The sequence below is a fragment of the Bacillus sp. K2I17 genome (assembly GCF_002209985.1).
Lineage (GTDB): Bacteria > Bacillota > Bacilli > Bacillales > Bacillaceae_G > Bacillus_A > Bacillus_A wiedmannii.
Map to the genome: position 1 here is coordinate 1 of NZ_NJGF01000135.1, position 1,218 is coordinate 1,218.

General features: G+C 33.2%; 2 protein-coding genes. Both read right to left on the bottom strand.

The genetic code is table 11. The annotated features are described in order from the left end of the window. On the bottom strand, positions 1 to 516 hold a 516-nt coding region (locus tag CER22_RS31105), incomplete at its 3' end, for a M56 family metallopeptidase (protein WP_306426519.1). Beyond that, the gene (locus tag CER22_RS31110; RefSeq protein ID WP_088610514.1) at positions 516 to 917 is read right to left on the bottom strand and encodes a BlaI/MecI/CopY family transcriptional regulator; all 402 of its coding nucleotides are present in this window, start codon (positions 915 to 917) and stop codon (positions 516 to 518) included. The genes CER22_RS31110 and CER22_RS31105, both read right to left, overlap by 1 nt. Between the last annotated feature and the right edge of the window lie 301 nt (positions 918 to 1,218).

Sequence of the window (1,218 nt, forward strand, 5' to 3'; positions counted from 1 at the left end):
AAGTAATAAACGCCTGTTCATTACAAAAGTAGCAACACTTAGAAGGATAACGCCAGAAAGCCAAATATACATACAGATTGTATAGAATGGAATCGTCTCATCATCCTGCTTTTCATTCATGCCTGTTTGTGTCTTGTTCGCCTGGGCAGTTTTTGTTGAACTTGAGGTATAAGTATCTTCTTTTGTGAGAACCTTTGTATCGTCTACATCTTTTAATTCTTGCATACGTTCTTTTGTAAGAAAATTAGCTACAGTATTTCGGCTAGAAATAAATGCATCATCATTCTTGTAAGTAAGAACAGAATAGATACTATAGGAACTATCTGGCGACCAAGGTAATACAAGTCTTATAATTAATATGAGCCATAGCATATATTGCCAACGTGGAGTTAACTTATTTCTAAACAAGACCTTGATACACAAGATTAGGCCCACTAATATACTAGCCATAATAGAGGTCTCAATCATCCAATCAAAAAAAGCAGGTAGATAGATATTTATAAATTTTTCTATCACTACAATCTATCCTTCCTCTGATTTTCCTCAGTTTTCTCATCCAAAATACGTTTAAGTTCGTTAATATCCTCTGAAGACAGCTTTTCTTCTTTCAAGAAATTTACAAGTAAAGGTTTAAATGCTGCACCATAGAAACGTTTAAGTAAAGATTTCGTTTCTACTTGTAAATAACTATCTTGCGATACCAAAGGATAATAAGAGTACAAACGCCCTTTATCTTGATGGTAAGCCACTGCTTCTTTGTGAACTAATCGATTAATCAGCGTTCGAATCGTTTTGGGTTTCCAATCCATTTTCACCTCTAACGCTTCAATCACCTCATTTGCTGTTTGTGGAGATTTTGACCACAGTACTTTCATAACTTCTAACTCAGCTTCTGAAATTTTAGGTAATTCATCCATTGTTTAAAATTACACCCCTCGTATTACATTTGTAATCCACAACTGAATATTACACTTGTAATCTCTTGTTGTCAAGCTTGTTTGGTGTTTGTGGAATCCTTTCCTATAACCATCAACATAAGAATGGAAAAAATTAAAAGAAGTTTAGACTCTCATGTCCTGCTAATGAGATAAGAAAGTAAATCCTTCATGAATATTTTTGTTACTAATATAGAACTGGATTTTAACTTCACATCTATTTAGTATTTGCTATTTTTACAAAGTTTCCACTTTGGTGTCTTTGTTTAAAAAAGTACCCATT

Excerpts from the sequence above, each read along its gene's own strand:
- CER22_RS31110 (WP_088610514.1), bottom strand. The coding sequence starts at position 917 with ATGGATGAATTACCTAAAATTTCAGAAGCTGAGTTAGAAGTTATGAAA.